The organism is Endozoicomonas sp. G2_2 (assembly GCF_017744135.1).
Lineage (GTDB): Bacteria > Pseudomonadota > Gammaproteobacteria > Nevskiales > Salinisphaeraceae > Salinisphaera.
The window spans coordinates 170,697-196,153 of record NZ_JAGHQU010000004.1; the positions used below are offsets into that span (position 1 = coordinate 170,697).

Below are 25,457 nucleotides of genomic sequence, written 5' to 3' on the forward strand. Positions count from 1 at the left end.
CTGCGATGGATTTGAATGAAACGAACGGCCCGGCGCGGCCGTGGGTTCACGGCGCGGGCAGGCGGCGCTGATCGGGCGCTACTTTAGCATCGACCTCGGTCTCTAGCGCGTCGATCAGGAGCACGGGCTCGTCAGGCTTGCCGCGCCGGCGATGTATCACGCCGGCCTCGTCGAGATCGCCGGCCAGTGCCTGCAGGGCCCCGCCATAGCGGCGCTGGTCGGTCGCGGTGGCAAACAGCTGCAGGCGCTGCTCTACGCGCTGCACATCGGTACTGCCGACCCAGAGCGGCCGGTCGTCCTCGGCGCGCCGCCGATCGGTGCGCCACAGTCGCAGCACCCGTCGGCGCGTGCGGTCTGCGCCGGCGTCGCCCGGTGCGGGTATCTCGTGTACGAGCGTGATGCCCGGCTGGCGCCCGTCGTGAATTCGCGGCAGTACGGCGAGCTCGTCGATACCCGTATCTGCCACCAGCCAGCGCAACGGCTGGCTCACGCCGAGATTCGGTGCGGCGAGCCAACCGGCGCGCCCGAGCGCGGCACGCACCTCGGCCAGGCTGCCGACCGCCTGCACGTTCAGCGGCGCGCTCTCGCGCCCCGCGATGTCCTTGATGCGTTGATCGAGGCCGGCATAGCCCGTGTCCGGCCAGTCGTGTACCAGCGGCGGCGTGCGCGCGGCCTCGGCCCGGGCCCAGGCGCGATAGGTGGTGTCCGGGAGAATGCCGGCGACGACGGCAACCATCGCGAAACCGGCCAGCACGCCGAGCACGGGCCCGCCGCGTACCGGGCTCGGGCGCTGACGCCGGTAGCTGATCACCAGCATGTTCAGCCACACGAAAGCGATGGCCAGGCCGATGAGCAGGTCGCTGGCCCAGTCGAGGCCGAGATACAGCCGCGCGAGCGCGATGAGCACCACGCCCGCGACGGTGATCGAGTGGTAATAGGGGCGCTCGGTCGGTGGCCGCCCGGCCGCGATCATGATGCCGGCGAGGCCGTAGACCGTGGCGCATAGCAACAGATCCTGGCCGCCGCCGGCCAGAAACAGCGGGTCGGTCACACCCCCGTGGAAATAGCCTGTCGGTGCGGGAATCGCCAGCCACCAGCGCAGGATCAGCGCGACCAGCGCCGAGAAGCCCAGCGCGACGATCCAGTGCCCGGCGGCCCGCATGTTGCCGATCAGCGCAAGCACGCCGGCCAGCACCGCCGCGAATGGCAGGTAGATCAGCGGCGAGCCCATCTGGGCGATGGCGAAGGCGATGTGGTCCGAGATCGGTGTCTGCAGACTCTGGACGATATAGAACGCCAGTGCGTCGAAGCGCCCGGGAAAAACCGGCCGTTGCCAGCCCCACATGAGCAGGTAGGCCAGCCCGGTCGCGAGCATGAGCAGACCGGCGCCTACTGCGAGGGCGGGTATTTCCGGCTGGCGCGGATCGGCCAGTGCCGGGCCGAGCAGACCCAGACGGCGATGGCGACGACTCCACGCCATCAGACGCACGGCATAGCGGCGCGTCACCACACGCCCGCCCGCCAGCAGAAAGCGCACCCCAACGGTGGTGGCCCAGAGAATCGCCACCACCGCGAGCAGCAGAACCGCGAGACGGGTGGCGACCTGGGCCGCGATATCCAGCGACGCGCCGAACACCACGCCGGGCAGGATATAGCAGGGGGCCCAGATCGCGGTCGCCACGAGATCCATGGCGATGAAACGGCTCACCGACAGGCCGGCCGCGCCAGCCACGGTCGGCATGATCGGCCGCAGGGCGCCGATCAGGCGGCCAAGGATGATGGCCTTGCCGCCGTGATCGCCGAGAAAACGTTCACCGCGGGCGACAAGCACCGGGGCGCGCGCAAACCCCGGCAGGGCGGTCAGCCGCCCGACATAACGTCGCCCCAGGGCATAGCTGAGGCCGTCACCGGCGAGGGTGCCGGCAATGGCGAACGCGAAGGTGGCGCCCAGCGGCAGCAGGTTGGCCCCGATGAGCGCACCGAACGCGAACATGAACAGTGCGCCCGGCACCAGCAGGCCGAACACGAACAGCGATTCGCCGAGCGCGATCGCGAAGACCAGGGCCAGCGCCGCCCAGGGGTGTGCGCTGACCCAGGCCAGCAAGGCCGCGAACAGGTCGTGCCCCATCCGGGTCGTGGGCGGCGCTACGCTTGCGCGACGGCGACGAACGCCGCGTCGGCAGCCTCCAGCGTACGCGCGATCGCAGCGTCGTCATGGGCCTGCGAGATAAACGCCGCCTCGAAGGCCGACGGCGCCAGATAGACACCGTGATCGAGCATGGTGTGGAAGAAGACAGCGAACTTGTCGGTGTCGCAGGCCGCCACGTCGTCGAAACGGCTCACGCGCGCGGCGTCGGTGAAGAACAGGCCGAACATCGCGCCGACCCGCTGGGTGACAAACGCCACCCCGTGTTTGTCTGCGCGCGCCTGCAGGCCGGCCAGCAGGCTGTCCAGTTTAGGCGCGATGGCCTCGTGCACGCTGCCGTCCTTGAGCCGCGATAGCGTGGCGATACCGGCGGCCATGCCCAGCGGATGGCCCGACAGGGTGCCGGCCTGGTACACCGGCCCGGTCGGCGCCAGCGTTTCCATGACCTGGCTGGGCCCGCCGACCGCGCCAACCGGCATGCCGCCGCCGACGATCTTGCCAAGCGCGGTAACGTCCGGCGTCACGCCGAAATGGGCCTGGGCGCAGCCGGGATGCACGCGAAAGCCGGTCATCACCTCGTCGAACACCAGCAGCGCACCGTACTGATCGCACAGGTCGCGAAGGCCTTGCAGGAAGCCGTCTTCCGGGGGCACGCAGTTCATGTTGCCGGCCACGGGTTCGACCATCACGCAGGCCACGTCGTCGCCATGCGCCTTGAAGGCCTCGGCGACCGAGTCGAGATCGTTATAGGTGGCAACCAGGGTGTCCTGCACCACCGCTTCGGGTACGCCCGGCGAGCCGGGAATACCGAGCGTGAGCGCGCCGGAGCCGGCGTTGACCAGCAACGCATCCACGTGGCCATGGTAGTTGCCGGCGAACTTGATGACCTTCTTGCGGCCGGTGTGGCCGCGCGCGAGCCGCAGCGCGGTCATCGCTGCTTCCGTGCCCGAATTGACCATGCGTACCGACTCGATCGAGTCGACCATCGAACAGACCAGTTCGGCAAGCTCCGTCTCGAGCCCGGTCGGCGCGCCGAAGGACAGGCCCTTGGCCGCCTGTGTCTGGACCGCCTCGACCACCGCCGGGTGCGCATGGCCGAGAATCATCGGCCCGAAGGAGCCGACATAGTCGACGTACTCGTTGCCGTCGACATCGTGAATATAGGCGCCCTGGGCGCGATCGATGAAGGCCGGGGTGCCGCCCACGCCGGAAAAGGCGCGAACCGGCGAGTTCACGCCGCCGGGGGTCACGCGGGCGGCGCGTTCGAACAATTCGGCAGAGCGGGGGCCGGGGCGCTGCCACTGGGCGTTCGCGGTCTGGGTCATCGAAGATCTCCTGAACAATCATGTGCTGTAACTGGGCTCGCCGCTGTCCGGTCGAACAGCGCGCATAGCCGGCGTGCGGCCGCGCCGCTGTCCGGGGCCTGAAACAGCGCGCCGGACACCGCGATCAGGTCGGCGCCGGCGGCGATCACGTCGCCCGCATTGTGCGTATCGATACCGCCGATGGCGACCACCGGTACGCCGAGCGCGCGTGCCTCGCCGAGCACGGACAGATCGGCCGGCGGCGCGTCCGGCTTGGTGCGCGAGTCGAAAAAGCGTCCGAAGCTGACATAGCTCGCACCGGCCGCGATACCGTCGCGTGCCCGCTGGATACGGGCCGAGCAGCTCACGCCGATGATGGCATCCGGGCCCAGGGCGGCTCTCGCCTCGGCGACGCTGCCGTCGCTCTGGCCCAGATGCACGCCGTCGGCCCCGATGGCGCGCGCGAACCGCCAGTCGTCGTTGACGATGAGTGCCGTGCCTGCGGCCCGGGTGCGTTCACGCAAGACCTGGAGCAGTGTCCGGTCGGGCGCGTCGGGTCGCTTGTCGCGATACTGCAGCCAGACCGCGCCCGCGGCGAGCACGGCATCCACCCGCGCCAGGTCGTCGTCCAGCGTGGTGCGATCGTAGATGGCGTAGAGCCCGCGTGCGCTCATGAGTCGCGCGCGGGCTGGATGCGTGCCGGAATGTGCTGGCCACGGCCGGCCGCGAAAGCGTTGTCGAGCGTGCGCCAGACGTAGGCCTGGGCGCGGCGCACTGCGGTTGCACGATCGTGCCCGTGGGCAAGCTGGGCGGCGAGGGCGCTGGCCAGGGTGCAGCCCGAGCCGTGGAACACGCCGGGCAGCCGCGGCCAGCGATGCATTTCGCGCGGTTCGCCGGCGACATACTCGCGGTTGATGACTTCGCTGTCGCCTTCGTCGCCGCCGGTAATCAAGGCGCAGCGGCCGTTGGCGCTGAGGCGCGCACCGCAGCGGTCGATATCGGCCTCGCCGTCGCAGAGCAGGCGCGCTTCGCCGGCATTGGGCGTGACGACATCGGCGTGCGCGAACAGGTGGTCGCGCAGCGCCTGACCGACGCTGTCGTCGGCGAGCGTGCCGCCACCGGCCGCGCGCAGCACGGGGTCCACCACCAGCGGGACGTTCGGCAGGCGTTCGGCCAGGTCGACGATGCGCATCACCTGTTCGGCGTTGGCAATCACGCCGACCTTGATAGCGGCGAAGTCCATATCGGCCAGCGCGGTCTCGAGGCAGCGGTCGAAAAAATCCGCCGCCACTGCCTCGACGCCATGGACATTGGTGGTGTCCTGACAGGTCAGCAGGGTGATCACGGTGGCTGCATGGGCGCCGTTCGCCGCAGCGGCTTCGATGTCGGCCTGAATACCGGCGCCGCCGCTGGGATCGTGGCCCGCAATGACCAGAATATTGGGACGTTTCATGGACGCCGAGTCTATCATCGGCGCCCGCCGGCGGCGGGCTTATACACAGTAGAAAACGAGCGTCGTCGGAGCGCGGTGAAAATTTTTCAGGTGCAGGCGTACTCGTCTTCTGAAATATCGCAAGTATCTGATAATAAATGCGTGTGTCGAGCTGGTTACAAAATCGCCGCTTCGGGGAAATTACTGAGAACATGCCGTTTAACGGCACTCGTCCGAACAGTTTCCACACACTTATCCACAGCTTCTGTGTATTTCTGTTCTTTAGCGTTTGAGCTCAACCGTTTAGCTCGTTTTGCTCATCGAGTGTCTGCGCCGAGAGGCGGGTTATGCACAGTGTCAACACGGTTGCCGTTGGCGAAAAGGTCTGATATGACGCTTAGCGTCACATTGTGTTTGTTCGTAAAATTCTGAAAATAAATAAAAATAATATTCGAATGCCCGGGTTGCCGCCCCTTTGAGCCCGGGCCGGTCAGGTCCGGCTCGCGCGTCCGCAATTCGTCCCCAGTTTTATCCACAGGCCAGCCGTGCGGCTTCAACGCGACGCACGCGCGATGTCATGTCGCCGTCGGGTGTCAGCGTGAGCACGCGATAGCCCGGTGCGCGCTGCGCGTCTTCGGCGAAACCGTGCGACTGCGGCAGGAACTGACGCATGGTCGCAGGCGTGACGAAGCAGGGCCGGCCCGCAAACGTGAGCGCTGCCTGCTGATGGGCATGGCCACAGACGATCGCCCGCACATGCGGGTGTCGCTCGATCACGGCGGCAAGCGCGTCGCGATCCTGCAGACCGATGGCGTCGATCCAGGCGCTGCCCACCGGGCAGGGCGGGTGATGAACGAACACCAGCGCCGGGTTCGGGTGCCGGCTGAGCTGCGCGTCCAGGTCATGCAGCTGTCGGGCGCCGACACGTCCCGCTTCGCTTGAGTCCAGATGGCTGTTCAGGGCAAAAAGCTGCCAGCCGCCGATTTCCAGCCGCGTATGCACGCGGGCATGGCGCAGATGGGCGGCCATGCGCGCCGGGTCGTCATGATTGCCGGCCATGGCGAGCACCGGACGCCCGAGTGCGGCGAGACGATCATCGAGCCGCGCATAGCCCGCGGCGGTTTCGTCGTCGACCAGGTCGCCGCCGAGCACGAACGCCGCGGCGTCAGGGACCGCATGGCAGATATCGTCGAGCACGAGCTCGAGGGCGCGCTGCACGTGCCAGCCGTGCAGCCGGGCGTCGGCCTCGCCGAGCAGGTGAAAGTCGGTGAGGTGGACGAGTCGGACAGAGGGCGGCATGCGTGGTTAACCCGGTGTTGGCATGGGGGTATGCTGCCATGAAGACACGTCACGGAAAGGGCGCCGGTCCGTCCGTCCGGCCTTGCGGAGGGATTCATGTTCGACAGCGAACTGGTCACTTATCTACGCCATGCGAGCCTGCGCGAAACCGACATCATGGTCGAAAATCGGCGCGTCACCGCGGCGCGGGACGATGCCAACTTGCAGGTCGATCCGGAGCAGGGCCAGCTGATTGCCCTGCTCGTCCAGCTCATGGGCGCGCGCCGCGGCATCGAGATCGGCGTCTATGCCGGCTATTCGAGTCTGTGGATTGCGCAGAGCCTGCCGGCCAGCGGTCGGCTGCTGGCCTGCGATATCGACGCCGAGATCACCCAGCGTGCCCAGCGCGACTGGGCGGCGGCCGGGTTGGCCGATCGTATCGAGCTGCGGCTCGGCCCGGCGCTGGCCACGCTCGACAACGAGATCGCGGCCGGCATGGCGGGTCAATACGACTTCGTGTTCATCGACGCCGACAAGGCCGGATATATCGACTACTACGAGCGCGCGCTCGCGCTCGTGCACGCAGGCGGTCTGATCATTGCCGACAACACGCTCTGGCACGGTCGGGTCATCGACCCCGACGATCGCAGTACCGATACCCAGGCGATCCGCGACTTCAACCGCTATCTGCACGGCGACGAACGTATCGACCTGAGTCTGGTGCCGATCGGCGACGGCCTCACGCTGGCGCGCAAGCGATGAGTGTGCAGATCGGCGACAACAGCGCGGCCGAACGCAACAAGCGTCCGATCTTCGATGCGTTGCTGCCGTGGCTGCGTGATGCGCATTGCGTGCTCGAGGTCGGCGCGGGCGACGCGACCCATGCACGCCATGCCCGGCAGCGGCTGCCGGAGACCGTCTGGCAGACCAGCGAAGCGCCGGGCCATCACCGCCGGCTGGTCGCGGCGCTGGCGGATCGCCAGGAACGCCATCTGCCGGCACCGCTGGCGTTGGACGTGCGAGGCCGCTGGCCCGACGGCCCCTTCGACGCGGTCTACGGGGCCAACGTCGCGCACATCATGGATTGGGTCGCCGTCGAGGCATTGTTCGCCGGCGCGGCGCGAACACTGGCACCGGCCGGTTTGTTGTGCCTCTACGGCCCGTTCCTGCGCGCAGGCGTCGCGCCCGAGCCCGGCAACGCGGCGTTCGATGCCGCATTGCGGGCTCGCGACCCGGCCATGGGCCTGCGCGAGATCGAGGCCCTGGATACGCTCGCCGCGCGTGGCGCGCTGACCCGTGTCGACGATATCGCCATGCCGAGCGACAACCGCCTGCTGGTCTGGCGCAAGCGCGACGTCTAAGGCCTTGCCATGACCGGGGTCAGTTCACCCGGTTGCGGGACTCGCCGTTGCGGAAGGCGTCGATATTGGCGGCCACGCCCTCGAGCATGCGTTGCCGCGCGCCGCGGCTGCCCCAGGCGCTGTGCGGGGTGACGATCAGATTCGGAATCGTGGCATCGGTGAGCGGATGATCGGCGGGCGGCGGTTCCTCGTCGAGCACGTCCAGCGCCGCACCGGCGATGGTGCCGTTGCGCAGCGCCTGGATGAGCGCGTCGCTGTCCACGATCGCGCCGCGGGCGGTGTTGACGAGAAATGCGCTGTCTTTCATTCGCGCCAGGGCATCGGCGTCGATGAGATGCCGGGTGTCTTCGGTGAGCGGACAGTGCAGGCTGATCATGTCGGCACGTTCGAGAACGTCTTCGATGGCCACGCGGCCGTTGCGGACACTGCGCGCGCCCGGGCGCTCCGCCACCAGCACCTGCATGCCGAAGGCCTCGGCGAGACGGGCCACCGCCTGGCCGAGTTCACCGTGGCCGACGAGACCGAGGGTCTGGCCGTCGAGCTCCTCGATCGGGTAGTCGAGAAGGCAGAAGAATTCGCCGGCTGCCCAGTCGCCGCGCTTGACCGCGGCGTCGTAGCTGGCCCAGCGCGTGGCGTGGGCGAGCATGAGCGCGAGCACGTGCTGGGAGACGGCCGGCGTCGCGTAGCCGGTGACGTTGACGACCGGTATGCCGTGCGCCGCCGCGGCGGCGGTATCGACGTTGTTGAAGCCGGTGGCCGCCACACAGATCAGCTTGAGACGATCGGCGGCGGCGATCGTGTCGGCATCGAGCACCACCTTGTTCGTGACCGCGATATCCACGCCCTGCAGGCGCTCGACGACGGTCTCGCCGGTGGTGTTGTGGTACCAGCGCCAGTCCTCGACGCTGGACTCCAGACACGACCAGACGAGGCCGTCGCCCATCGAACCGGCATCCAGAAAACAGCCTTGCATCGCAACTCCCTAATTTCGATATACAATGCGGATCGTAACCGAGGCGTGCCGATAACGCTGCGCCGATCGAGGGTCGCATCGTGTTCTCACGTGGCTTCCCGCGGTGTGAAATCATGTGTCGCGTACATCGTGTAAGATGCAAGCGTTCGCCGAAAGGGGGCGGAATCCGACATTTTCCGGGTATTCAACCGAGGCTGACGAATCAACCATGATCCACAGGACAGAAGAACACGACGAGTCGCTGGGAAACCATCTGCCCACGACTTGCCCGTCTGTGGAAGCGCTGGAATACGAACTGGCGTTTCTGGTCCGCCGGCTGGAAGCCGCGCGGCGGCGTTTCAACTTCGGTCTCGAGCGTGCCCACTATCTGCTGCTGATCCTGCTCGAGCGCAAGGATCGCCAGTCGGTGGGCGCATTGGCAGAGCAGGTCAATCTGGACGCATCGACCGTAACCCGCCAGGTGGCGGCGATGAAGCAGGCTGGCCTGGTCGACAAGCTCGACAATCCCGACGATCGTCGCGGCGGTTTCGTGACCATTACCGATGCCGGCCGCGATGCCGCGGCGCGCGTGCGTGATCGGCGTCTCGAACGCGTGGAGAAGGCGTTCGACGAATGGTCCGAGCAGGAGCGCCAGGAGTTCGCGCGGCTGACGGCGCGTTTCAACGACGCCATGCGCGAGGAACTCAACGACGTCTCATAGGACGTCCCATCGTCTTCGCTATAGCCCGTGGCGTCGCCGCCGACCACACACGTCGGCGGCGAACATGCGGGCGCGGCGTATGGCCGCTCAGCCGGTCTGGCTGGCGCGGCCTTGCGGTACCGGCAATCCGAGATCGCGCCAGAGCGCAACGGTCGGCGCGGCCTTGTTGAGGCTGTAGAAATGCAGCCCGGGGGCGCCGCCGGCCAGTAGCTGTTCGCACAGGCGCGTGACCACCTCGTGGCCGAAGGCCTGCACCGAGGCCTTGTCGTCGCCGTAGCCTTCCATCTTCTGGCGGATCCAGCGCGGAATGTCCGCCCCGCACATGGCCGAGAAGCGCGAGACCTGCCCGAAGTCGGTGATCGGCATGATGCCGGGCACGATAGGGATATCCACGCCCCGGGCCGTGACTTCATCCATGAAGTTGAAATAGGCGTCGGCGTTGTAGAAATACTGGGTCATCGCCGAATCGGCACCCGCGTTCACCTTGCGCACGAAGTTGTCCACGTCGTCGGCCGGGGTGGGCGCCTGCGGGTGATATTCCGGGTAGCAGCCGACTTCCAGATGGAAATCGTCGCCGTGGCGTTCCTTGATATAGGCAACCAGTTCGTTGGCGTAGCTGAACACCCCGGGCTTGTCCATGCCCTCGGGCAGATCGCCGCGCAGCGCGACGATGCGATCCACGCCGGCACTCTTGTAGTTGTCCAGCAGTTCGTCGATCGACTCGTAAGTGCCTTCGATACAGGACAGATGCGGTGCCGCGGCGATGCCGGTGCTTTCCATGCTTTGTTGCACCGTCTCCAGCGTACCCGAGCGGGTCGTGCCGCCGGCGCCGAACGTCACCGAAAAGAAATCCGGGCCCAGGGTGGCGAGTTCCGCGCGTGCCTTGTCGAGACGCGCGGCGCCTTTCGGACCCTTGGGCGGAAAGAATTCGATACTGAAAGAGTTCTGCGAGATATGCGTCATGTCGTCATCCACGAGCAGGGGCAGGGCGCTGTGGCTGCCCGCCGCATAAAAAAACCCGACCCACGCGGTGCGCGGGCCGGGTCGATGCAATGGCCTGCGCTATCAGGCGGCCGAACAGCCGTTAATAGCGGTAGTGGTCCGGCTTGTACGGGCCGTCGACCGGCACGCCGAGATAGTCCGCCTGCGACTGCGTCATCTTGGTCAGCTTGGCGTTGACCCGCGCCAGATGCAGCTTGGCGACCTTCTCGTCGAGATGCTTGGGCAGCACGTAGACCTTGTTCTCGTAGCGGTCGCGATGGTTCCAGAGCTCGATCTGGGCCAGCACCTGGTTGGTGAACGAGTTGGACATCACATAGCTCGGGTGGCCGGTGGCACAGCCCAGGTTCACCAGGCGGCCTTCGGCCAGCAGAATGATCTTCTTGCCGTCCGGGAAGGTGATGTGGTCCACCTGCGGCTTGATCTCTTCCCACTCGTACTGCTCGAGCGAGGCCACGTCGATCTCGTTGTCGAAGTGACCGATGTTGCACACGATCGCCTCGTTCTTCATCCGCTTGAGATGATCGTGGTTGATCACGTGGTAGTTACCGGTGGCGGTCACGAAGATATCCGCCTGCTCGACCACGCCCGGGTCGTCCAGATCCACGACGCGCAGGCCTTCCATGGCTGCCTGCAGGGCGTTGATCGGGTCGATCTCGGTCACGCATACGGTCGCGCCCAGACCGCGCAGCGACTGCACGGAGCCCTTGCCGACGTCACCGTAGCCACACACCACGGCGACCTTGCCGGCCACCATGACGTCGGTGGCGCGCTTGATGCCGTCGACCAGCGACTCGCGACAGCCGTAGAGGTTGTCGAACTTGGACTTGGTGACCGAGTCGTTGACGTTGATGGCGGGGAAGGTCAGGCCGCCTTCCTTGGCCATGTGGTACAGGCGATGCACGCCCGTGGTCGTTTCCTCGGACACGCCGGTGATGGCCTTGCCGAGCTTGGTATAGAAGTCCGGCTGCTCCGCCAGGCGCTTCTTCATCACCTTGAACAGCGCCTTTTCCTCGTTCGAGCCCGGGTTGTCGAGCAGGGACGGATCCTCGGTGGCCTTGACGCCGAAGGTGGCCAGCGTCGTGGCGTCGCCGCCATCGTCCAGGATGAGGTTCGGCAGGCCGCCGTCATGCCAGTCCATGATGGCGTGGATGTATTCCCAGTACTCCTCCTGCGACTCGCCCTTGTAGGCGTAGACCGGAATACCGCGGTCGGCGATGGCGGCCGCCGCGTGGTCCTGGGTGGAGAACACGTTGCAGGACGCCCAGCGGATATCGGCGCCGAGTGCGGCCAGCGTCTCGATCAGCACGGCCGTCTGGATGGTCATGTGCAGCGCGCCGGCGATACGTGCGCCCTTGAGCGGCTGCTGGTCGCCAAATTCCTCGCGCAGGGCGACAAGACCCGGCATCTCGGTTTCGGCGATCTCGATCTCGCGACGACCCCACGGGGCCAGCGAGATGTCGGCGACGACGTAATCCTGATCGATCTTCTCGGCAGGTGTGCTCATATTCGGTTACTCCTGATGGAATCTTTCGGGACGACCCGCCCCGCCGCGCCGGCATGGCGCGCTGTCGGGGCAGGGCGTGTGTCGGGGTGTGGTGCGCCTCAGGCGGCCTGCAGGCCGGCGTCCTCGGCCAGCGCCTTGGCCTTGTCGGTGCGCTCCCAGGGCAGGTCCACGTCTTCGCGACCGAAATGGCCATAGGCCGCGGTCGGGTAGTAGATCGGACGCTGCAGATCGAGCATCGTGAGGATGCCGTAGGGACGCAGGTCGAAATGTTCGCGAATCAGCTGGGTGAGCTTCTCGTCGTCGACCTTGCCGGTGCCGAAGGTCTCGACCCAGATCGAGGTCGGCTCGGCCACGCCGATGGCATAGGACAGGGCGACTTCGCACTTCGAGGCGAGCCCGGCCTTGACCACGTTCTTGGCCACATAGCGCGCGGCATAGGCGGCACTGCGGTCGACCTTGGACGGGTCCTTGCCGGAGAACGCGCCGCCGCCGTGGCGGGCCATGCCGCCATAGGTATCGACAATGATCTTGCGCCCGGTCAGGCCGGCATCGCCCAGCGGGCCGCCGACTTCGAACTTGCCGGTCGGGTTGATATGGATCGTCGGGTCGTCGGTCAGCCATTCGCCGATCACCGGTTTGATGATCTCTTCCTGAACGGCTTCCTTCAGATCGGCCTGCGAGATACTCGGATCATGCTGCGTGGAGAGCACCACGGCGTTGATCGCGGCCGGCTTGCCGTTCTCGTATTCGAAGGTGACCTGCGACTTCGCGTCCGGGCGCAGCCAGTCGAGCTTGCCGGATTTCATCAGCTCGGCCTGGCGACGCACGAGACGATGCGCATAGGTGATCGGTGCCGGCATCAGCACGTCGGTCTCGTCACAGGCATAGCCGAACATCAGGCCCTGGTCGCCGGCGCCCTGTTCCTTGGGGTCGCCACGATCCACACCCTGGTTGATATCGGCCGACTGTTCGCCGAGCACGTTCATGACCGCGCAGCTATCGGCGTCGAAGCCCATGTCGGAGCTGGTGTAGCCGATATCGCGCACGGTGTCCCGCACGATCTTTTCGACCGGCACGTTCACGTTCTTGCTCTCGTCGGTCTTGATCTCGCCGAAGACCATGACGAAGCCGGTCTTCGTGGCGGTCTCGCAGGCGACCTTGGCGGTCGGGTCCTGCTGGAGATAGGCGTCCAGGATCGCATCCGAAACCTGGTCGGACAGCTTGTCGGGGTGCCCGCCGGTAACGGATTCGGACGTAAACAGGTGTCGGCTCATAGACGTTATCTCTCTATCCGGATGAACGGATTTGAGTATACGTAAGACCCTCGCCGGTTTCCATGTCGACGGGCAAATCGGCATGAAGCCATATCGCTGTCGGGCGCTGCGGCCGCGGCTCGTTCCAGGTTCTGCATGTCTCGTGATCGCGCGAAGTTGTTGAGCTGACTTGCTTTACGGCGCGCATACACCTGGGTGCCGCGCTCTACGGCTGCGGCGAGACGGTTTTTGCGGTGGCGCGCAGAACAGGGCGAACGCCGCGAGGACGCTTCCGCCAGAAAGCGATTGCGTTCGGTGACGGCGCCCGGTAACGTGACATCAAACAATGTCACACTAAAAAAAGACAACAACTGCCGAGGACGCCGCGATGTTTCGTTCCAGAAAACTTTCCCGCCAGGCGAACGCCGTGATCACCGGTGCCGGTAGCGGCATCGGTCAGGCCTTTGCCATCGAGCTGGCCGCCCGTGGCGGCGCCGTCGTGTGTTCGGATATCGACAAGGCGCAGGCCGAAGTCACGGTCGCACGTATCGAAGCCGAAGGCGGCCGCGCGCTGGCCACGGTCTGCGACGTGACGAAACTCGACGACGTGGAAACACTCGCCGACACCGCCGAAGCGTGGTTTGGCGGGCCCGCGGACCTGGTCATCAACAACGCCGGTGTGGGTGCCGGCGGCCACGCGATCGGCGAAATAACCCTGGCCGACTGGCGATGGGTGCTCGATATCAACATGTGGGGCGTGATCCACGGCTGTCACGTCTTCGCGCCCAGGCTGCGCGAAGCAGGGCGCGGCGGCATCATCAATGTCGCCTCGACCGCGAGCTTCGCGGCGGCGCCGCGCATGGGCGCCTACAACGCCAGCAAGGCGGCCGTGCTGGCCGTCACGGAAACGCTCGCCGCGGAACTGGCGGACACACCCATCCGTGTCACCGCACTGTGTCCCACCTTCGTGCAGACCAACATCATGAAAGCCGGGCGTATCAGCGCGTCGTCGTCGAAGATTGCCGACAACCTCATGCGCTGGACGGGTGTCCCGGCCGACACGGTGGTCAAGAGCGCGCTGGCCGGTCTCGATCGCGGTCAGCTTTACGTGTTGCCGCAGTTCGACGCGCGTCTGGTGTGGCGTCTCAAGCGTCTGCTGCCGGCCGGGTATACGAAGGGCGCGGGTTTCATCAATCGGTTTGCCGCCAACGACACGCCCGATCGCGCTCGCGTTTCGGCTTGCGAATAAATCGTGCGCGGCATCGGCACCATTCTGGAATATGACCTGCGCGCGCTCGATGTTCGTGAAGACGCCCAGGCCAAACACAACGCCGCGTTGCAAAAGCGCCTGGCGAGGACCAACTGGAACTGTGGCTGTTCGAGCTGGTATCTCACCGAGGACGGTTTCAACGCCACCATGTATCCGGGTTTCGCCACCCAGTACAAGAAGCAGATGGCGCACTTCGTCGCCGAGGACTATCGCGCGATTCGCTACGACCCGACGTTTTCCAGAACGGCGGAGGGGTAAGCGGCCACCAGGCCGCTCGATCTCGGATCACTGATGGCGGCGGTAGAAAGCAAGCCCAGCGTATTCAAGATGGTGGCTATCACGCGCACGGCCGCGCGCCATGCCAGGTCGAGACACACTACTTAAACAGACCGCGAGGCCAGCGATTTCAATCGTTGTCGCCGATAGGCGCTGAACGGGCGCCAGAAACGAGTGCGTGCGTCACTGCGCGACCGGAAAAGTCGTCGCCGTCAGGCACTGCCGGTGCGCTTTCGGGCGGCCGCTGAGCGTGGGGCGTCATCCGGGGGCGCGCAACGCTTACGGCTTGGCGATCGCCCGCCAGAGCATTTCGAACAGCACGTTGACCTGTTGCGACAGCGGCGGTTCCTGCTGGCGCAGGTTCTGCATTTGAATCAGCCGCGCGAGCACGCCGTAGAAATAGTCGAGCAGGATCGCTTCGCTGACCTGGTCGTTGAGAATGCCGCGTTCGCGGCCCTCGGCCAGCACTTCCATGAACAGATTGGTCAGCCGCCGCTGTTCGGCCGTCACGTCGTAGCGCATCGCGCCGGGGTAGACCGAGCCGAGGATCATGCGCGCGACCTTAGGGTGCTGCTCGAAGAAGTCGAGCACGACCCAGAACACCTTTCGTAGCCGGTCCTTGTAGGTCTCGATGCCTATGAGGTGATCGGTCATGCGCGCCGCGAGGGCGTTCGCCCAGTTGAGGACGCAGGCATCGAGCAAGGCCTGTTTGTCGCCGTAATGGCGATAGATGGTCTGCAACGAGGCGCGGGCGGCGCGCGCGATTTCATCCAGCCGGACTTCGTGGAAGGCGCGCTCGGCGAACAGATCGAGCGCTGCGGCCTCGATTCGTTCGCGTGCAGCCACGGCGGCAGTCGTGGTCGCCGGCCGGTATGGAATCGTTGAATCGCTCATGAGACGGGCATTATCTGCGTGTACATAGAATTACACTACAGTAATAAAGAAAATATTGTTTTCCACAATTGTTGACATCAGGCGATGACAAAGACTATCAATACGCGAAAGCGCGTCGCCTTAGTGCGATGCAGCAAGTGTAAATAGTGTTACGTCACACGGTTCAAGATTCGAACAGGACAGTCTCATGGCGGCAGAGAGCGCGAAGACCCGGAGCGCGGGTCGGTCGGATTCCCAGGCGATGAAAGGCCCGGGTGGGCGTATCGCCATCGTGGCCGGCGTGCGTACGCCGTTTGCACGCATTGCCACGGCGTTTCGCGATGCGGACGCCGTGGACCTGGGCGCGATGGCCGCGGCTGAAGTCCTGGCGCGCACCGGGCTCGCGGCCGGCGAGATCGAACAGGCCATTTTCGGCATGACGGTCATGAAGCCGGAGGCGCCGTTCATCGGCCGCGAGATCGTGCTCGCGTCGGGCATGGACCCGCGTACCGACGCGTATTCCATCACCCGCGCCTGCGCGACGAGCTTTCAGACCGCGGCCAGCGGCGCCGAGGCCATCGCCCTGGGCCACGCCAACGTGGTGATGACCGGCGGTACGGATTCCACCTCGGATATCTCGGTACCGTTGTCCAAGCGCATGGCCGATGCGCTGCGCGATGCCTCGCAGGCGAAGACCAACGGCGACCGGCTCAAGATCCTGTCGCGGCTGCGCCCGAAAGACCTGGTTCCGCGCAAGCCGTCGATCACCGAGTATTCCACCGGCAAGACGATGGGCGAATCCGCCGAGCAGATGGCCAAGACCTGGGGCGTGACCCGCGCCGAGCAGGATGATCTGGCCCATGCCTCGCACAGCAATGCGGCGGCCGCGCTTGCTGACGGCCGTCTCGACGAACAGCGTATGACCGCGTTCGTGAGCGCGGGCGACAAGACCGTGCCGGTCTCCGACGACAACCTCGTGCGCAAGAACAGCCAGCGCGAAGGCTACGACAAGCTCAAGCCGGTGTTCGACAAGAAGCTCGGCAGCGTGACCGCGGCCAATTCGAGCCCGCTCACCGACGGCGCGGCGGCCATGATCCTGATGAGCGAGGCGCGTGCCAAGGCGCTCGGCTACGAGCCGCTGGCCTATATCCGCAGCTATGCGTTTGCCGCCAAGACGCCGGAACGCGACCTGCTGATGGGGCCCGTACTTGCAGCACCCGTGGCGCTGGAGCGCGCCGGCCTGTCGCTGTCCGATCTCACGCTCATCGACATGCATGAAGCGTTCGCCGCCCAGGTCGAGGCCAATATTCGCGGCATGGAATCCCGGACCTATCTTAAGGAGATGACCGGCCGCGGGCCGCTGGGCACGATCGACCGCGACATCCTCAACGTCAACGGCGGCTCCATCGCTTACGGCCATCCGTTCGGTGCCACCGGCGCGCGCATCCTCATCCAGACCGCACACGAGCTCAAGCGCCGCGGCGGCGGGCTGGCGATGACCACGGCCTGCGCGGCCGGCGGGATCGGAGCCGCCATGATTCTCGAGCGCGACTAGGCGGCGAATTTTCTAAAGACTTGCACAGCGATACCCGAACATGAGTACAGCGACAGCAACCAGGCAGGCGCCGGCGGGCGACGATATCTTCAAGCTCGAGAAACACGCGGACGGCATCGTCGTGCTGCGCTTCGGCGTGCCGGGCGCGAGCCAGAACACGATCAAGGCGGATTTCGCGGATGCCTTCGATGATGTGCTCGAAAAACTCGAGCACGACACCGAAGTGATCGGCGTGGTGCTGATCTCGGACAAACCCGGCTCGTTCATGGCCGGCGCCGATATCGGCCTGTTCAACGGCGTGAAATCCGCCAGCGAGGTCGAAGCGTTGTCGCTGGCCGCGCAAGCGGGCTTCAAGCGCTTGTCCAGGCTGCATGTACCGGTGGTGGCGGCGATCGCGGGCAGCTGTCTCGGCGGCGGTCTGGAAATGGCGCTGGCCTGCGATGTGCGCATCGCGGCGGATACGCCGGCGACCACGCTCGGCGTGCCGGAAGTCATGCTCGGCCTGCTGCCGGCGGCGGGCGGCACCCAGCGACTGCCGCGGCTGGTGGGCATTCAGTCCGCGCTCGACCTGATGCTCACCGGTCGCAAGCTGCGCCCGGCCCAGGCGAAGAAGCTGGGCCTTGTCGACGGCGTCGTGGCACCGGAAGCCCTGCTCGACGAGGCCATTCGGCAGGCCCGCTCCGCGGGCAAACGCTCGCTCACGAGTTCGGCTTCGGTGATCGGCCGGGCACGCGAGCGGGTCGGCGCGGGCGTCGCCGGTCTCACCACTGCCGCACTGGAAGACACAACGCCGGGGCGGCGCGTGTTGTTCGACCAGGCCCGCAAGCAACTGCAATCGAAGACGAAAGGCCATTACCCGGCGCCCGAACGCATCATCGACGTGGTGGCGACCGGTTATGCGAAAGGTGTGAAGGCCGGCTACGCCGCGGAAGCGAAAGCCTTTGGTGATCTTGCGATGAGTGAGGTTTCGAAATCGCTGCGGCATGTCTATCACGCCACCGAGGCGCTCAAGAAAGCGACGTTCGTGGCCAAGAACGTCAAGCCACGCGAAGTCCGCCAGATCGGCGTGCTGGGCGCGGGCTTGATGGGCGCGGGCATTGCCACCGTCACTATCGACAAGGCCGGCCTGCCGGTGCGGCTCAAGGACGTGAGCGACGACGGACTGGCCCGCGGCATGCAGCACGTCAACGCGTTCTATGCCAAGCGGGTGGCGAAGAAGGCGATGACCCGGGCGCAGGCCGATCGTTGTCTGCATCAGGTCACCGGCACGACCAATTACAGCGGCATCGGCGCCTGCGACATCGTCATCGAAGCCGTATTCGAGGATCTCGAACTCAAGCAGCAAATGCTCGCCGACGTGGAAGCCGCGGCCGACGCGCGCGGCAATACCGACTGCATTTTCGCGACCAACACCTCGTCGCTGCCGATTTCGGAGATCGCGGCGAAAGCCAAGCGCCCGGAGAACGTGATCGGGCTGCATTACTTCTCGCCGGTAGAGAAGATGCCGCTGCTGGAGATCATCGCGACCGAGAAGACCGCCAAGAAGACGATCGCCACCGCGGTCGCCTTCGGCAAGGCGCAGGGCAAGACGGTGATCGTGGTCGCCGACGGTCCGGGCTTCTATACCACCCGCGCGCTGTCGCCCTATCTCAACGAGGCGGCGCGGCTGCTCGCCGAAGGCGCAGGCGTGCGCCAGATCGACGAGGCGCTGGTCAATCACGGTTTTCCGGTCGGCCCCATGACGCTGCTCGACGAAGTCGGGGTCGACGTGGGCGTGAAAGTGGGCCCGATTCTGGAAGCGGCCTTCGGCGAGCGCATGGCCGCACCGAATGCCTCGGCGAAGATGATCGAGGCCGGCCATCTGGGCCGCAAGTCGGGCAAGGGTTTCTACGACTACACCGCGCCAAAGAAAAAAGGCGAGAAACGTCCGATCAACGCTGATCTGGACACGCTTCTTGCCGGCGAGCGCGACGGCGGCCGCGCGCCCGACGACGCCGAGATCGTCGAGCGCTGCACGCTCCTGTTCGCCAACGAAGCGGCGCACTGCCTGTCCGAAAAGATCATTCGCGAGCCCATGCATGGCGATATCGGCGCGATCTTCGGCCTGGGCTTTCTGCCGTTCACCGGCGGGCCGTTCCGCTATATCGACACGATGGGTGTGGCGCTGTTCGTGGACCGTCTGGACGCGCTGGCCGAAAAGCACGGCCCACGCTTCGAGCCGGCGCCGATTCTCAAGACGATGGCGAAAGCCACGTCCGAATCGCATCGTGGCTTCTACCCCTGATCTGACACGCGCCATCGACGCACAGCGCACCGCCCGGAGGCTAGCCATGTTCGAAAAACTCATGCACTGGATGCAGACGAATAACGTCCTGCCCAACATTTCCGATACCGAGCGCCAGGCCCTGGAAGCCGGCGACGTCTGGATCGACGGCGAGTTCTTCGGCGGGCGGCCCGATTTTCGCCGCATGCTCGACGCCCGCTATGGCCGTCTCAGCGCGGAGGAGCAGGCCTTCATGGACGGCCCGGTGAACGAACTGCTTTCGCGTGCCGATTGCAACGAGATCGCCCTGTCGCGTCGGGTGCCGCAACACATCATCGACTACATGGCCGAGCAGGGCTTTTTCGGCCTGATCATTCCGAAGGCCTATGGCGGCAAGCAGTTCTCCACGCTCGCGCGCTCCGCGATCATGGCCAAGGTCACGCCGCATTCCGGGATTCTCTCGGCGTATGTCGTCATTCCGAACACGCTCGGCGCGGCCGAACTGCTGGTGGAATACGGCACGCCCGATCAGAAGGAGCATTATCTGCCGCGGCTGGCCCGGGGCGAGTATCTGCCGTGCTTCGGCTTGACCGAGCCGACGGCCGGTTCCGATGCCGCGTCGATCACGGCCGACGCCGAGGCCTTTCGCGATGACAACGGCGACATCTCCCTGCGGCTGAACTTTCGCAAGCGCTATATCACGCTCGGCCCGGTCGCCAACCTGATCTCGCTGGCCTGTCGCCTGCGCGACCCGGACAATCTGCTCGGCAAGGGCACCGAACCCGGCATCACCGTCGTGCTCATTCACGGCGGCACGCCGGGGCTCACCCAGGGCGATCGTCACGAGCCGATCGGCGAGGCGTTTCCCAACGGCCCGCTGGTCGGCGAGAACGTGGTGGTCAACGCCGACAACATTTTGGGCGGGCGCGAGCAGGCCGGCGGCGGCTGGCGCATGCTCATGGAGAGCCTGGCCGGCGGACGCATGGTGTCGCTGCCGGCGACGGCGGTGGGCGGTATCCGTACCGTGGCCGCGGCCACCGGGGCCTATTCGATGGTGCGCCAGCAGTTCGGTCTGCCGATCGGGCGCATGGAGGGCGTGGCCACGCCCATCGGTCGTCTCAACGCGCTGGCCTACATGACCGAAGGCGCGCGCGTGCTCGGCTGCACGGCGGTGGACGATGGTATCGACCCGCCGGTGGTCTCCGGTGTGATGAAGGCGTATACCACGGAGCTGGCGCGCCAGTCCGCGACGGATGCCATGGACGTGTTTTCCGGCGCCGGGGTGATGCAGGGGCCGAACAACATCATCGGCCGCGGCTATTGCAGCGCGCCGGTGGCGATCACGGTGGAAGGCGCGAACATCATGACGCGCACGCTCATGGTCTTCGGCCAGGGCGCGATCCGTTGCCACCCGCATGCGCTCAACGTGGTGCACGCGGTCGAGAACGACGATGCCAAGGCGTTCTCGAAAGGCATGCGCGGCTGGATCGGCCACTTCTTCGCAAACATGGGGCGCACTTTCGGCCACGGCCTGACGCGCGGCGCGTTCGTGCGCGTGCCGGATGTCGATCGTGCGACCCGGCGCTATTACAAGAAGCTCGGTTGGGCCGCGTCGCGTTTCGCGTTGTTCACCGATCTGGCGCTGTTCTTCGTCGGCGGCAAACTCAAGATGCGCGGCAATCTCACCGGCCGCTATGCCGATGTGCTGGCCTGGATGCTGTTCGCGTTCACCACCCTGCGGCGATTCGAGGCCGAAGGCCGACAACAGGCGGATCTGGCGCTCGTGCATTACAGCGTGCGGTTGGCCCTGGCCAAGGTGCAGGACGCCTTCGAAGGCATCTACGAAAACTTCGACGGACCCCTCGGCAAGTTGCTGCGTGGCGTGTTCCTGCCGTTGCTGCGGGTGAATCGTCTTGCCCGGCTGCCGAACGACAGCCAGGCGATGGCCGCCGCGTCGATTTCGCAGCGCGTCGACGAACAGAGCGCGCGCCTGAACGCCGACATCTTCATGCCGGAGAACATGGATTCAGGCGTCGGCCGGCTGTTCGACGCCTTTCATCGCGTTGCCGATACCGCGCCGCTTGTCGAGCGTATCAAGGCCGCGCAGAAGGCGGGGCGACTCGAGGCCGGCGAGCCCGACGCACTGGCGCACGCCGCGCGCGAGCAGGGCATCATCGACGCCGCCGAGGCGGAGCGCGTGGATGCGGCCCGTGTCGCGCGGCTGGCGGCGATCGAAGTCGACGTGTTCAGCGAGGACGCGTTCTTCGCGCGGGCCGTGCAACAAACCGGCGCGACGAAATCCCGGGCCGCATAAGCCATAGGCTGGCGCGCGTCATGAATGCTCTGTCCATCGTTTTCGTGTTCAAGATCGCGGCGACCGTGCTCGTCTGGTGTGCGCCGCTGATCCTGTTCCCCGCAGACTGGCTCGCGGCGGCCGGTTTTCCGGCCGTGGCCGAGCCCATGTTCGTACGCATGCTCGGCTGGGCCTATCTCGCCCTGTGCGTCGGCTATGTTTTCGGGCTGCGTGAATCGTTGCGCGGTCGTCAGGCGCCAGCTGCGATCTGGACCGGCATCGTCAGCAACGGCGGCGCCTGCGTCTATCTGCTCTATTTTGGCGTGACCGGCGCCTGGGTCGAGTGGGGCGGCTTCATTCGCTTCGTGGCCTGGAACTCGATGCTTGCCACGCTGCTGATCACGGCCGGCCTGGTCGAATACGGTGTGCGCCGGCCGATGTCGCCGCGATGAGCAATTCGTTGCTCGACGGCGTGCGCGTGCTGGATCTCACCCGGCTGTTACCCGGGCCGCACGCGACCCAGTTGCTCGCCCAGCTCGGCGCCGAAGTCATCAAGATCGAGGACCCGGACGGTGGCGACTATGCGCGATCCCTGTCGCCAGCGCTGTTCGAGCAGGTCAATCGCGGCAAGTCGTCGATCACGCTCGACCTGCGCGCGGCTGCGGACGTCGACGCGTTCAAGCGGCTGGTTGCAGAAGCGGACGTGGTGATCGAATCCTTCCGTCCGGGTGTGATGGAACGCCTGGGCTGCGGTTACGACACGCTGGCCGCGATCAATCCGAAGCTCGTCTATGCGGCGCTGACCGGCTACGGCCAGACCGGCCCGCTGCGCGAGGCAGCCGGCCATGATCTGAATTATTTGTCGCTGTCCGGTGTGCTGGATCAGAACGGCACGGCAGGCGGGCCGCCCGGCATATCGAACGTACAGATCGCGGATCTGGCCGGCGGCGCGCTGACCTGTGCCGTGGGCGTGCTCTCGGCGGTGATCGGTGCGCGGGCGAGCGGGCGGGGCAGTTTCGTGGATGCGGCCATGCTCGACGGTTCGCTGGCCTTGCAGTCGGTGGCGATGGCCACGCGCGCGCAGTTCGGCCGGAGCCAGCCGCGCGGCGCGGATACCCTGACGGGCGCGTTGCCCAACTACCGGGTCTACAAGTGCCGCGATGGGCGCTATCTGGCCGTCGGCGCGCTCGAGCCGAAATTCTTCGGGCGGCTGCTCGAGGCGCTGCGCCCGTTTGCGGGCAAACCGGCGCGCGCGCCGGCACCGGCCGGGAAAACGAAACCGCCGCGCGCGATCAAGCCGGCCGCGGCGAAGCAGGGCCGGACGTGGGCCGACCGGGTCAGCGCCGCACTGTCCGATCCGCGTCGCGCGCGACGGCTCACCAAACCGGTCCACTGGGGGCTGGGCGCGCTCTTTCGTACGCGCCCGCGCGATGCCTGGGTCGCCTTGCTCGACGGCGCCGACGCCTGCACGACGCCGGTGCTGACTCTCGAGGAGGCGCTGGCGCATCCGCAGGTGCAGGCACGCGCCATGGCGCAGGACGATACGCTCGGCTGTCCACTGCAATTCGACGGGATCCCGCGCGATCCGCTGCCAGCCAGCCCGGCCCTGGGGGCAGACAACCGGCGGCTGCTCGATCGCGATTAGAGCGCGATGATTTGGGGCTGTTCCAGCGGAATGGATAGACTGCGAAGCAGACCACCAGACAAGGAACGCCAATGTCCCTGACCGATTCCACCATGATGCCGCTGGGCAAGAAAGCGCCCGAATTCTCGTTGCCGGATACGGTGTCCGGCCAGACCATCTCGTTTGCCGACGTCGCAGGCGAGAAGGGCACGGTGGTGATGTTCATCTGCAACCATTGCCCCTATGTGTTACACATCATCGACGAGATCGTGGCCGTGGCGAACCACTATCAGCCGCAAGGCGTGGGTTTTGTCGCGATCTCCTCCAACGATGTGGGCGAGCGTCCGGAGGACGGCCCCGAGCAGATGGAAGTCTTCGCCGAAAGCCGTGAATTCGCCTTTCCCTATCTCTACGACGAAAGCCAGGCGGTCGCCAAGGCCTACGACGCCGTCTGCACGCCCGATTTCTTCGTGTTCGATGCCCAGGGCAAGTGCGCCTATCGCGGGCAGTTCGATGAATCGCGACCGAAGAACGGGGGTGCGGTCACCGGCGCGGAACTGCGCGCGTCGCTCGATGCGCTGCTCGAGGGCGACATGATCCCCGAAGATGTCCAGGTGCCCAGCCAGGGCTGCAGCATTAAATGGAAGGCGGCCTGAGCACCATCGGGAATCCACAACTGGTCTGAATGACGTTCATGCCGGCGCCGCCGAAACGGGGCGCCGGCCAGGCGTCGGGCCGCGCGAAGCCACGCCGGATCGACGGCGGATCGACGGCGGATCGGCGGCGTGGGCGTGCCATGCGCCGAGCGTGTATGGTTTGCACCGATTGATAACGATGCAAAGCATGACGAGGAGAACGCATGACCGGTAATCCCCCCACCTATCCCGACGTATCGCTGCTGATCAACGGCGAGTGGAAAGCGGCGCAGGGCGGCGACACGCTGCCCGTGATCAACCCGGCGACGGGCGAGACCATCGGCCAGCACGCCCATGCGCGCCAGGCCGATCTGGACGCTGCACTGGAAGCGGCGGATGCCGGTTTCAAGCAGTGGCGCAGCGTGCCTGCGGTCAAGCGCGCGGCCATCCTGAACAAGGCGTCCGCCCTGTTGCGCGAGCGGGCCGACGATATCGCGCGCCTCATGGTGCTCGAGCAGGGCAAGCCTCTGGCCGAGGCACGCGGCGAAACGCTGGGCGCGGCCGGTACGCTCGACTGGTTCGCCGAGGAAGGCAAGCGGGTCTACGGCCGTGTGATTCCGGCGCGTGCGGACAACGTGCAACAGATCGCCAGCAAGCATCCGGTGGGCCCGGTTGCGGCGTTCACGCCGTGGAACTTTCCGCTCAATCAGGCGGTGCGCAAGGTGTCGATCGCGCTGGCAGCAGGCTGCTCGATCATCCTCAAGGGGCCGGAAGAAACGCCGGCCTCCGTGGCCGAACTGATCCGCTGCTACGTGGATGCCGGTGTGCCGGCCGGGGTGGTGAACCTGGTTTATGGCGTGCCCGCGGAGATCTCGGAATACCTGATTCCGCATCCCGTGATTCGCAAGATCTCGTTTACCGGCTCCACGGCCGTGGGCAAGCAGCTCGCGGCACTCGCCGGCGCGCACATGAAGCGCAACACCATGGAGCTGGGTGGCCACGCGCCGACCATGATCTTCGACGATGCCGACATGAAGAGCGCCGTGAAGATGGCCAGCATCGGCAAGTTCATGAACGCTGGGCAGGTGTGCATCGCGCCGACGCGTTTTCTGGTGCAGGAAGGCGTGTACGAGGAGTTTGTCGATCAGTTCGTCAAGGCCGCCGGTTCGATCAAGGTCGGCAACGGTCTGGAAGAAGACACCCGCATGGGCCCGCTCGTGCACGATCGCCGGCCGGGCGCGGTGGGCGACATGGTCGACGACGCGAAGAAGCAGGGCGCCGACGTGCGTCTGGGTGGCAAGACTGCGGACGGGCCGGGCTATTTCTTCGAGCCGACCGTGCTCACCAACCTGACGCCCGAGATGAAGATCATGAACGAGGAGCCGTTCGGCCCGGTCGCCGTGTTCAATACTTTCAAGGACACGGATGAAGCGATCGCCGAAGCCAATCGGCTGCCGTACGGGCTCGCCGCCTATGCGTTTACGTCTTCGATGAAGACCGCGCACCGGCTCGGCCAGGAGATCGAGGCCGGCATGATCTCGATCAACCATCTGGGCCTGGCCTTGCCCGAAACGCCGTTCGGCGGCGTGAAGGATTCCGGCTACGGTTCGGAAGGCGGCAGCGAGGCGATCGAGTCCTATCTCGAGACGCGTTTTGTGACCACGGCCGCGGTCTGATTGATCGCCTGGTCGTACGGCCTATAAAAGCGAAAAGCC

22 protein-coding genes are annotated in these 25,457 nt (G+C 66.0%); 12 read left to right on the plus strand and 10 right to left on the minus strand.

The genetic code is table 11. The features are described 5' to 3' along the window. Positions 1-46: 46 nt before the first annotated feature. From J7355_RS06545 to J7355_RS06565, 5 genes are all read right to left on the minus strand, one after another. Positions 47-2,128: a VTT domain-containing protein gene (locus J7355_RS06545; protein ID WP_209061058.1), complete on the minus strand. Its 2,082-nt coding sequence runs from the start codon at positions 2,126-2,128 to the stop codon at positions 47-49. 17 nt (positions 2,129-2,145) lie between these two features. Next, on the minus strand, positions 2,146-3,471 hold the full coding sequence (gene hemL, locus J7355_RS06550; RefSeq protein ID WP_209061063.1) for a glutamate-1-semialdehyde 2,1-aminomutase: 1,326 nt from the start codon (positions 3,469-3,471) through the stop codon (positions 2,146-2,148). Next, positions 3,468-4,124, minus strand: coding sequence for a thiamine phosphate synthase (thiE, locus tag J7355_RS06555; protein WP_209061065.1), 657 nt, complete (start codon positions 4,122-4,124; stop codon positions 3,468-3,470). The genes hemL and thiE overlap by 4 nt, the downstream gene beginning before the upstream one ends. Beyond that, positions 4,121-4,903: a hydroxymethylpyrimidine/phosphomethylpyrimidine kinase gene (locus tag J7355_RS06560; protein ID WP_209061066.1), complete on the minus strand. Its 783-nt coding sequence runs from the start codon at positions 4,901-4,903 to the stop codon at positions 4,121-4,123. Before J7355_RS06560 ends, thiE begins: the two co-directional genes overlap by 4 nt. A 507-nt stretch (positions 4,904-5,410) precedes the next feature. After that, positions 5,411-6,181, minus strand: coding sequence for a metallophosphoesterase (locus J7355_RS06565; protein ID WP_209061067.1), 771 nt, complete (start codon positions 6,179-6,181; stop codon positions 5,411-5,413). A gap of 96 nt (positions 6,182-6,277) precedes the next feature. Between J7355_RS06565 and J7355_RS06570 the strand changes: the two genes are divergently transcribed. Further along, positions 6,278-6,922 (plus strand): class I SAM-dependent methyltransferase, encoded by a 645-nt coding sequence (locus tag J7355_RS06570; protein WP_209061068.1) that lies wholly within the window; start codon positions 6,278-6,280, stop codon positions 6,920-6,922. Further along, positions 6,919-7,521 (plus strand): DUF938 domain-containing protein, encoded by a 603-nt coding sequence (locus J7355_RS06575; protein WP_209061069.1) that lies wholly within the window; start codon positions 6,919-6,921, stop codon positions 7,519-7,521. Before J7355_RS06570 ends, J7355_RS06575 begins: the two co-directional genes overlap by 4 nt. 19 nt (positions 7,522-7,540) lie before the next feature. On the opposite strand, the gene J7355_RS06580 is transcribed toward J7355_RS06575, so the two are convergent. Then, the gene (locus J7355_RS06580; RefSeq protein ID WP_209061070.1) at positions 7,541-8,494 is read right to left on the minus strand and encodes a D-2-hydroxyacid dehydrogenase; all 954 of its coding nucleotides are present in this window, start codon (positions 8,492-8,494) and stop codon (positions 7,541-7,543) included. Between the two features lie 208 nt (positions 8,495-8,702). Between J7355_RS06580 and J7355_RS06585 the strand changes: the two genes are divergently transcribed. Next, positions 8,703-9,194 (plus strand): MarR family transcriptional regulator, encoded by a 492-nt coding sequence (locus tag J7355_RS06585; RefSeq protein ID WP_209061071.1) that lies wholly within the window; start codon positions 8,703-8,705, stop codon positions 9,192-9,194. An 87-nt stretch (positions 9,195-9,281) separates the two neighbouring features. Here J7355_RS06585 and metF read toward each other — a convergent pair whose 3' ends face one another. From metF to metK, 3 genes are all read right to left on the minus strand, one after another. Continuing rightward, positions 9,282-10,157: a methylenetetrahydrofolate reductase [NAD(P)H] gene (metF, locus tag J7355_RS06590; protein ID WP_209061073.1), complete on the minus strand. Its 876-nt coding sequence runs from the start codon at positions 10,155-10,157 to the stop codon at positions 9,282-9,284. A gap of 121 nt (positions 10,158-10,278) precedes the next feature. Next, entirely contained in the window at positions 10,279-11,700 is a 1,422-nt protein-coding gene (gene ahcY / locus J7355_RS06595; protein ID WP_209061075.1) for an adenosylhomocysteinase, read from the minus strand. Positions 11,701-11,798: 98 nt separating this feature from the next. Then, positions 11,799-12,974, minus strand: a complete 1,176-nt coding sequence (gene metK / locus J7355_RS06600; protein WP_209061077.1) for a methionine adenosyltransferase — start codon at positions 12,972-12,974, stop codon at positions 11,799-11,801. A gap of 367 nt (positions 12,975-13,341) precedes the next feature. Here metK and J7355_RS06605 point away from each other — a divergent pair, with 367 nt between their 5' ends. Continuing rightward, on the plus strand, positions 13,342-14,202 hold the full coding sequence (locus J7355_RS06605; RefSeq protein ID WP_209061078.1) for an SDR family NAD(P)-dependent oxidoreductase: 861 nt from the start codon (positions 13,342-13,344) through the stop codon (positions 14,200-14,202). Between the two features lie 3 nt (positions 14,203-14,205). Beyond that, entirely contained in the window at positions 14,206-14,481 is a 276-nt protein-coding gene (locus J7355_RS06610; RefSeq protein ID WP_247739818.1) for a hypothetical protein, read from the plus strand. A 297-nt stretch (positions 14,482-14,778) separates the two neighbouring features. On the opposite strand, the gene J7355_RS06615 is transcribed toward J7355_RS06610, so the two are convergent. Continuing rightward, a complete protein-coding gene (locus tag J7355_RS06615; protein ID WP_209061080.1) occupies positions 14,779-15,393 on the minus strand; it encodes a TetR/AcrR family transcriptional regulator in 615 nt (204 codons plus the stop codon). A gap of 187 nt (positions 15,394-15,580) precedes the next feature. Between J7355_RS06615 and fadI the strand changes: the two genes are divergently transcribed. From fadI to J7355_RS06650, 7 genes are all read left to right on the plus strand, one after another. Then, positions 15,581-16,927 carry an acetyl-CoA C-acyltransferase FadI gene (fadI, locus tag J7355_RS06620; protein ID WP_247739819.1) on the plus strand — a complete coding sequence of 449 codons (1,347 nt, stop codon included), beginning with the start codon at positions 15,581-15,583 and terminating at the stop codon, positions 16,925-16,927. A gap of 40 nt (positions 16,928-16,967) precedes the next feature. Beyond that, complete coding sequence (gene fadJ, locus J7355_RS06625) at positions 16,968-19,211, plus strand: fatty acid oxidation complex subunit alpha FadJ (protein ID WP_209061082.1); 2,244 nt, start codon at positions 16,968-16,970, stop codon at positions 19,209-19,211. Positions 19,212-19,257: 46 nt separating this feature from the next. Next, positions 19,258-21,504, plus strand: coding sequence for an acyl-CoA dehydrogenase (locus J7355_RS06630; RefSeq protein ID WP_209061083.1), 2,247 nt, complete (start codon positions 19,258-19,260; stop codon positions 21,502-21,504). Between the two features lie 20 nt (positions 21,505-21,524). Beyond that, complete coding sequence (locus J7355_RS06635) at positions 21,525-21,935, plus strand: hypothetical protein (RefSeq protein ID WP_209061084.1); 411 nt, start codon at positions 21,525-21,527, stop codon at positions 21,933-21,935. After that, on the plus strand, positions 21,932-23,128 hold the full coding sequence (locus tag J7355_RS06640; protein ID WP_209061085.1) for a CoA transferase: 1,197 nt from the start codon (positions 21,932-21,934) through the stop codon (positions 23,126-23,128). The genes J7355_RS06635 and J7355_RS06640 overlap by 4 nt, the downstream gene beginning before the upstream one ends. Positions 23,129-23,199: 71 nt before the next feature. Continuing rightward, on the plus strand, positions 23,200-23,763 hold the full coding sequence (locus J7355_RS06645) for a thioredoxin family protein (RefSeq protein WP_209061086.1): 564 nt from the start codon (positions 23,200-23,202) through the stop codon (positions 23,761-23,763). Between the two features lie 203 nt (positions 23,764-23,966). Beyond that, positions 23,967-25,418 (plus strand): NAD-dependent succinate-semialdehyde dehydrogenase, encoded by a 1,452-nt coding sequence (locus J7355_RS06650; protein ID WP_209061087.1) that lies wholly within the window; start codon positions 23,967-23,969, stop codon positions 25,416-25,418. Positions 25,419-25,457 lie beyond the last annotated feature (39 nt).